The sequence below is a fragment of the Limnobacter sp. MED105 genome, from assembly GCF_000170915.1.
Lineage (GTDB): Bacteria > Pseudomonadota > Gammaproteobacteria > Burkholderiales > Burkholderiaceae_B > Limnobacter.
The window spans coordinates 47,980-55,374 of sequence record NZ_ABCT01000017.1 but is presented as its reverse complement, the minus strand read 5'-3'; the positions used below and the strand labels follow the sequence as shown (position 1 = coordinate 55,374).

Here is a 7,395-nt window from a genome sequence, read left to right as displayed (position 1 = left end):
ACCGTTCCGCTTGAGAGTATTTTGTGGTCCAGTACTTTCAGTTGGCTATCCAGGGCGATCACAAGGAAATTCTCGACTTCGCTTAATCCGATTTGCGCACGCACGAATTGCTCGAATAAGTCGGGAGAAGCAAGGAGGCCTTGTTCTGCTTCCTGCAATTCGTGGCTTAAACATCGTTTGGCCATTTCAAGGCAGGCGCGCAGCTGTGCATATTTGGCTTCGCCAAGGCCGCGAACTTGAATCCATTCAGCGAGTGAAACACGGTTTAAATTTTGCAGGCCGCCGAACTGGCTGATCATTTCACGGGCCAGGTCGACTGCACTTTTTCCAGGCAAGCCAGTGCGCAGAAAAATAGCAAGCAATTCAGCATCTGAAAGCGCTTGCGCGCCCTGTTTGATTAACCGTTCGCGAGGGCGATCGTGTTTGGGCCAGCTTTGAATACTCATGACGAATTGAACCTGAAAGCCACTTGGTGGCCTTCGGTTCAGTCAAGTTCCCAAACTACCGTGGCAGTGACCAAGTTACTGGCCGGAATTCCCCAGCTTGTGCAGCAGTGATGGCTGGACGATTTCGATCCAGTAGCCGTCCGGGTCTTTGATGAAGGCCACATCTTTCATCTTGCCTTGTTCCGGGCGTTTTATATAAGGAACCTGGTTTTCGTCAAACCAGCGAACCGCTGCAGTAAGATCAGGTACCGAGAAACAAATGTGTCCGAATCCTTGTGGTTGCTGGTTTCCGTCGTGATATTTGAATTCTGGGTCGTTTTCTGTGCCCCAGTTGTGCGTCAGTTCGAGAATACCGGCTTGGCTGAATGTCCAGGCGGTTCGGGGGCCTTCGTCTTCGGGTATTTCGTCGGTCTCATTGACCCTAGCGAGGAAGTACAGCGAAAACTTCATCTCTGCGAAGTCCAGTTTTCGAAGTACTCGCATGCCCAATACACGGGTGTAAAAATCGAGCGATATGGCTGGGTCTTTTACGCGCAGCATGCTGTGATTCAATACAAACCCTTGTGTTTCTTCGGGCACTGCCGTGCTGACTCCGGGGTGGTTCTCTGTGTTAAACGCCATGGTTTTCAAACTCCTGTGTTTGTTTCTGAATGCAGATATTTCGTGCTCACGCTCATTTTATTACCACAATGTGAGGCTGAACTCGAATCATTCGCACCCGCTTTGGGATGTCTGACTGCTTCCAAAGGCGTAGAATAGAGCCGTTTTTGAAATGAATTCAGGATGTTGAAATGACCGACGCAGTACAGCCCAAGCCAGTGGTAAATGAATCTTCATTCGTGACCCTGCATTACCGCATTCGCTTGGCCGAGAGCCAGCAGGTGATTGTGTCTACCTTTGAGGACAAGCCAGCAACATTGTCGATTGGCGCGGGCCAGTTGGCCGAAGGTTTGGAGCGTTGCCTGTTTGGTATGCAGGCGGGGCAGCGTGACATATTCACTTTGCCCGCGGGCAGCGGTTACGGCGACACCAATCCCGATTTATACCGCCCGGTGAGCAAGGCATTGCTGTCAAAATATGCCGAGGAGGGCACCACGTTTGAGCCCGGTGAGTTTGTGCATTTTCCTGCGCCCGATGGCGGTCAGTTTGCTGGCACGGTGGTGGAAGAGCGTGAGGACGATATTTTGTTTGACTTTAACCACCCCCTGGCAGGCAAGGCACTGACCTTTGAAGTGCAGTTGATCGGGGTGCTGTGAGGTGAGTATGGAAATTAGCCTGGCCCAACCGCGCGGTTTTTGTGCGGGTGTAGACCGCGCCATTGAAATTGTGGAACGTGCCTTGCAGCAATTTGGTTCGCCCATTTATGTGAAGCATGAAATTGTTCACAACAAAACGGTGGTCGAAGATTTGCGCGGTAAGGGTGCAATTTTTGTGGATGAACTGGAAGATGTGCCCACCGGCTCCACAGTTGTGTTTTCCGCCCATGGGGTGTCGCAAGATGTTCGCACCCAAGCGGAAAGCCTGGGCTTGAAAGTGTTTGATGCGACATGCCCACTGGTTACGAAAGTGCATGTGGAAGTCAGCAAGATGCGTGCACAGGGTTGCGAGATCATCATGATTGGTCACGAAGGCCACCCCGAAGTAGAGGGCACCATGGGACAGGTGAAGGACGGCATTTACTTGGTGGAAACTGAGGAGGATGTGGCCAAGCTGAATATTGCAGCGGGTACGCAATTGGCTTTTGTGACGCAAACCACTTTGAGCGTTGACGATGCTTCGAGGGTAATTGCAGCGCTGAAAGCAAAATTTCCTGATATTCGCGAGCCGAAGAAAGCAGACATTTGCTATGCGACGCAAAACCGTCAGGACGCGGTGAAGTTTATGGCGCGCCAGGTGGATTTGGTGTTGGTGGTGGGCAGCCCCAGCAGTTCCAATTCCAATCGCCTGCGCGAGGTGGCTGAAAAACTGGGCGTACCTGCCATACTGATTGAAAATGCAGACAGCCTTGAGCGTGCCTGGTTTGATGGTGTGAAACACATAGGCTTGACTGCGGGTGCCTCAGCGCCCGAGCACCTGGTGCAAGGCGTGGTGAAGCGCTTGAAAGAATGGGGTGCTTTGTCGGTGCGAAATATGGAAGGCGTGGAGGAAAATATTGCCTTTCCCATGCCGAAGGGATTGAACCCCAGAGTTTGAATTGCAGGGTTTGAATTAACCCGACTGCTTCGGGGTGGCCAGCACTTGGTCTACCCTGTTGCGGTCCACATCCACCACTTCAAATCGCCAGTTGTTCCAGTCAAATTTCTCGGTTTTTTTCGGAATTCGGCCCAACGAGGCCAACACGAATCCACCGACGGTGTGAAAGTTGCCCAAGTCTTCTTGAGGCAAACCACGAATTCCCAGCTTGATTTTCATTTCATCAATGGGCAGCAGGCCGTCCAGTAGCCATGAGCCGTCTTCACGTTTCACAGCCAAGGCCTCTTCGGGGGTGTCCATCATGGGCATCATGTCGCCCACCACGCTGGACAACACATCATCAATCGTCACGATGCCTTCGGTCATACCAAATTCGCTGACCACAAATGCAAAGGTTTTTTTCTGCTGACGGAAGGTTCGCAGCAGGTCGACAAGTGTGAGCGAGGCCGGGACGAATAAGGGGTTTTGCAGGGGAATTTCTGCGAAATCAATGTCCCCTTCCATGGCGGCCTGGAGAATATCGTGGCTTTCAGCCACGCCAATCACCTGCTGCAAACTGCCTTTGCAAATGGGCAACATCGAGTGGGGTGCTTCACGCAACAATCGCAGGTTGTCCTCGCGCGGGGCGTGCAAATCAAGGTAAGCAATGTCGCTGACAGGGGTCATGACCGAGGCCAGGCGGCGGTCTTCAAGGCGCAACACATTGCTCATCAGGTGGCGTTCTTCGGGGGCCAGCATGCCGGTTTTGGCGCCTTCATCGAGAAATGCCTGAATTTCTTCAATGGTGCTGACAGCAGGGGCGGCTTTGAACGGGATGAAGCTGAGCACCAGGTCGGAACCCTTGGAGAGCAGGGCAATAGCAGGGCTGAGCACTTTCAGGAATATCGACATGAAGGGGGCGCAGAACGCAGCCACTTTTTCCGGATTGGCAATGGCCAGACGTTTGGGTACGATTTCGCCAAAAATAATGGAGAACCCGGTTACCAAGGCGATTGTGACTGCAAATGAAATGACTCCGGCCCAATCGCTGAGTGTTGGGAAATATTGGTCAATGACATGCTGAAAGGTGGCTGTTAGCGCTGATTCGCCGTAAATACCCATGAGCAGAGCAGCCGCTGTGATGCCCGTTTGTGTGGCGGCCAGCAAGCGACTTGGATTGTCCATGATTTGAATGGCGATTCGCGCTTTGGGATTGCCTGCGTCGGCCATGGCCTGCAGCTTGGAGCGCCGACTGGAGGCCAGTGCCATTTCCGAGAGGGCGAAAAAGCCGGAAACCAAAATCAAAAGGACCAAGATCCAGAAGGCATTCATGATGTGTGTTCTTGTAATGGGTGTTGCGACTGGCTGTATTGCTTGTGCCTCAGTTTACCAAAGCCCATGCCGCTTTGGCTTTTTGCTTGATTGGGTAAAACCGGGGGCTCGGTTACAATAGCAGGCTAAGTTTAATCCACAGAAAGAATTGCCATGGCGATGACCGAAGACTCCATTCCACAATCTGATCAAATCGTGGTCGCTGCACTGTACAAGTTTGTCAGCCTGCCTGATTTCGAAGACATCAAGCCCCGGCTTGAGGCGGTCTGCGCTGAAAACGGTGTATTGGGCACCCTGTTGCTGGCCAAAGAGGGAATTAATGGCACGGTAAGCGCACCGCGCGCCGGTATTGTTGCCTTGATGAATTTTTTGTGGGCCGATACACGTTTTGGTGATTTGTCACCCAAGTATTCAATTGCGCCTGAACAGGCTTTCACGCGCATGAAGGTGAAGTTGAAGCGTGAAATTGTGACCATGGGCAAAGACGGTATTGACCCGAATCGCTTGGTGGGCCGTTATGTGAAGCCTTCCGACTGGAATGCCTTGATTCAAGACCCAGACACTTTAGTGATCGACACCCGCAACAACTACGAGTATGCAATTGGTACTTTTGAAGGTGCTGTAGACCCGGCTACCACGACGTTCCGCGAGTTTCCTGAATGGGTTGAAAAGAACTTGAAAAACTTGCCTGCAGACAAGCGACCAAAGAAGATTGCGATGTTTTGTACCGGTGGCATTCGCTGCGAAAAGTCCACAGCCTACATGTTGGAACAAGGTTTTGATGAGGTGTACCACCTTGAAGGTGGCATCTTGAAGTACCTGGAAGAAATTCCTGAAGAACAAAGTTTGTGGAAAGGCGAGTGTTTTGTATTTGATCAACGGGTATCGGTCACCCATGGTTTGCAAGTGGGGCATTACGACCTTTGCCATGCCTGCCGTATGCCGATTACCGAGGAAGAAAAGCAAAGCGAGAAATACATTCAGGGCGTGGGTTGCCCGCATTGCTACGATTCGCTGACTGACGACCAGAAGAAGCGTTTTGGTGAGCGCCAGAAGCAGATTCAACTGGCCAAAATGCGCAATGAAAAGCACATTGGCCGCAAGATGTTGCCCAAAGAAGTACCTCCCAAAGAAGCGCACGCGGAGTGATTGAGTTGGATCACCAGCTTGGTTTGCCTGTGCTTTACACCTTCCGCCGCTGCCCCTATGCCATGCGTGCAAGGCTGGCTATAGTTGCAGCCGGTTTGCAGGTGGAGGTGCGCGAACTGGTGTTGCGCGCCAAACCGGCACACATGCTTGAAATTTCACCCAAAGGCACAGTGCCAGTGTTGTGGTTACCCAATGGCACGGTGATTGACGAAAGTCTGGATGTGATGCGTTGGGCGGTGGACCAGAGTTTTCCAGCAGACTGGTTGGTGCTGAATGCTGGGCAGCAACAACAATGTGATGATTGGATCGCGCTGCTTGATGGCGAATTCAAGCGCAATCTGGACCGATACAAATACCCGCATAGATACCATACGGACACCTACACTTGCGACCCGCTTGAACACCGTGCGGTGTGTGAAAAAATTCTGACTCAGTGGAATGCCGTGCTTGAACAGCATGGGCAACAAGCGGACACCTTCCTGTTCGGTGGTCAACCCAGCTTTGCAGACTATGCAATTTTACCTTTTGTGCGCCAGTTCAGAATTGCTGATGAGGCGTGGTTTGATGCTGCGCCCGGCTACGATGCTCTGAAGCGTTGGTTAAGCGCTTTCCTCGCGTCGAATGTGCTTGAACGGGCCATGACAAAGTACAGCCCTTGGCAACCGGGTGATACACCTTTAACCTTTCCGGGTTAGAGACGACCCTCTACGATTTTCTGGTCAACTTTCTATACACTCGCAAGTTACGCAACAGTAACATTGTCTTGGTGGGCTATGCTAAGCCCTGAAAAAAGACATTCCCCCTATAAGAAGGACGAGACTCATGGCCGACAAAATTCTTGAATTTGTTCACACCTCGACAGGTAAACAAATTGCCGCCGCACTGGGCCTGCCCGTGCCCCCCATGTTGAAGCGCGCCAAAGCCGGATACGCTGAAAAATCATTGGCCAATTCAAATGCATTGGTGGGAGCCAGCGCGTTTGGCCCGGTGGCCACTGCCGTGGTGAAGGCATTGAATGCCATGGGTGCATCGATCAAGGTGTCTGCCGATTTGGCAGGTTTGGACGGCATCAAGCAAGCTGCGGCCAAGGCCAAAGTAGATTTGAGCATTTCTCAAGCCGACAACGGCGTGCCTGAAAATGTTTACGTACTGGATGTAACGTCAGCCGCCAATGTGGCTGACCTGCGTTTGTTGTATGACTTTTTCAATCCACGTTTGCGCAAAGTGCCATCAAACAGCCGCATCGTGGTGATTGGCCGCCCTCGTGGTGATTGCAAAGATGCATTGGCTGAAACAGCGCAGTCTTCTCTGCCTGGTTTTATTCGCAGCCTTGCGAAAGAAAGCGGCAAGAACGGCACCACAGCCAATTTGATTCAGGTGAAAACCGGTGCTGAAAACGGCATTGAAGGCGCGTTGCGCTTTTTCCTGAGCCCGCATTCAGCGTTTGTAACCGGCCAGGTGTTGCCAGTGGTTGGCGCGCCCAAGGGCGTGAAAGTTGCAGCGTTTTCTGAAAAGCCATTGACTGGCAAACTGGCTGTTGTAACCGGTGCTGCACGCGGCATTGGTGCGGCGATTGCAGAAGTGCTGGCCCGCGAGGGCGCAACCGTGATTGGCGTGGATCGCCCCGCGGATGAAAGCGTATTGGGTGCCACCATGAGCAGCATTGGCGGCATTGCCTGCCCGCTGGACATTACTGATGCCGACGCAGGCAAAAAGCTGGCTGCTGTAGCAGCTGAGAAGGGTGGCAAGATCGACATTATTGTGCACAACGCAGGCATTACCCGCGACAAGATGATGCGCAACATGGCTGCCCACCTGTGGGATATGGTGTTGGACGTGAACCTGGGTGCGATTGTTCGTTGTAACGATCAGTTGTTGGCAGGTGATGCATTTGGCACGAATGCGCGCATTGTGTGCATTTCGTCGATTGGCGGCATTGCCGGTAACGCGGGCCAAACCAACTACGCAGCGACAAAGAGTGCCGTGATTGGTTATGTGGATGCTATGGCCAAGCAACTGGAAGGCAAGGGTATTTCGATTAACGCGATTGCACCGGGCTTTATTGAAACCCAAATGACAGCGGCCATTCCCGTGGTTACCCGTGAAGTGGCGCGTCGTTTGTCCAGCCTGTCGCAGGGCGGCCTGCCTGTGGATATTGCAGAAGCAGTGACCTTCATGGCCAGCCCCTTGGCTGCTGGTGTAAATGGTGCCACCTTGCGTGTGTGCGGACAAAACCTGGTGGGCGCGTAAATACAAACACGCTGCCTGCAACTAAAAAATTATTTGGAGAAAATTC

Annotated in this window: 8 protein-coding genes; 5 read left to right on the top strand and 3 right to left on the bottom strand. The window is 52.4% G+C overall.

Going from position 1 to position 7,395, the window contains the following annotated elements; translation table 11 throughout:
- Together LMED105_RS13590 and gloA are read right to left on the bottom strand one after the other, a co-directional pair.
- A partial coding sequence (locus tag LMED105_RS13590) for a UPF0758 domain-containing protein (RefSeq protein ID WP_008252297.1) occupies positions 1 to 446 on the bottom strand: 446 nt, incomplete at its 3' end.
- Between the two features lie 75 nt (positions 447 to 521).
- Complete coding sequence (gloA, locus tag LMED105_RS13585; RefSeq protein WP_008252295.1) at positions 522 to 1,067, bottom strand: lactoylglutathione lyase; 546 nt, start codon at positions 1,065 to 1,067, stop codon at positions 522 to 524.
- A gap of 170 nt (positions 1,068 to 1,237) precedes the next feature.
- Between gloA and LMED105_RS13580 the strand changes: the two genes are divergently transcribed.
- Together LMED105_RS13580 and ispH are read left to right on the top strand one after the other, a co-directional pair.
- Positions 1,238 to 1,702: a peptidylprolyl isomerase gene (locus tag LMED105_RS13580; RefSeq protein WP_008252293.1), complete on the top strand. Its 465-nt coding sequence runs from the start codon at positions 1,238 to 1,240 to the stop codon at positions 1,700 to 1,702.
- A gap of 7 nt (positions 1,703 to 1,709) precedes the next feature.
- Positions 1,710 to 2,639, top strand: coding sequence for a 4-hydroxy-3-methylbut-2-enyl diphosphate reductase (ispH, locus tag LMED105_RS13575; protein WP_008252292.1), 930 nt, complete (start codon positions 1,710 to 1,712; stop codon positions 2,637 to 2,639).
- 15 nt (positions 2,640 to 2,654) lie between these two features.
- Here the strand turns inward: ispH and LMED105_RS13570 are convergent, their stop codons facing one another.
- Positions 2,655 to 3,950 (bottom strand): hemolysin family protein, encoded by a 1,296-nt coding sequence (locus LMED105_RS13570; protein ID WP_008252291.1) that lies wholly within the window; start codon positions 3,948 to 3,950, stop codon positions 2,655 to 2,657.
- Between the two features lie 153 nt (positions 3,951 to 4,103).
- Between LMED105_RS13570 and LMED105_RS13565 the strand changes: the two genes are divergently transcribed.
- The 3 genes from LMED105_RS13565 to LMED105_RS13555 all read left to right on the top strand — a co-directional run bounded on the left by LMED105_RS13565 (position 4,104) and on the right by LMED105_RS13555 (position 7,349).
- Complete coding sequence (locus LMED105_RS13565) at positions 4,104 to 5,099, top strand: rhodanese-related sulfurtransferase (RefSeq protein WP_008252290.1); 996 nt, start codon at positions 4,104 to 4,106, stop codon at positions 5,097 to 5,099.
- The gene (locus tag LMED105_RS13560) at positions 5,096 to 5,794 is read left to right on the top strand and encodes a glutathione S-transferase (RefSeq protein ID WP_008252289.1); all 699 of its coding nucleotides are present in this window, start codon (positions 5,096 to 5,098) and stop codon (positions 5,792 to 5,794) included. Before LMED105_RS13565 ends, LMED105_RS13560 begins: the two co-directional genes overlap by 4 nt.
- Positions 5,795 to 5,921: 127 nt before the next feature.
- Entirely contained in the window at positions 5,922 to 7,349 is a 1,428-nt protein-coding gene (locus LMED105_RS13555; RefSeq protein WP_008252288.1) for a 3-oxoacyl-ACP reductase, read from the top strand.
- Positions 7,350 to 7,395: the final 46 nt, after the last annotated feature.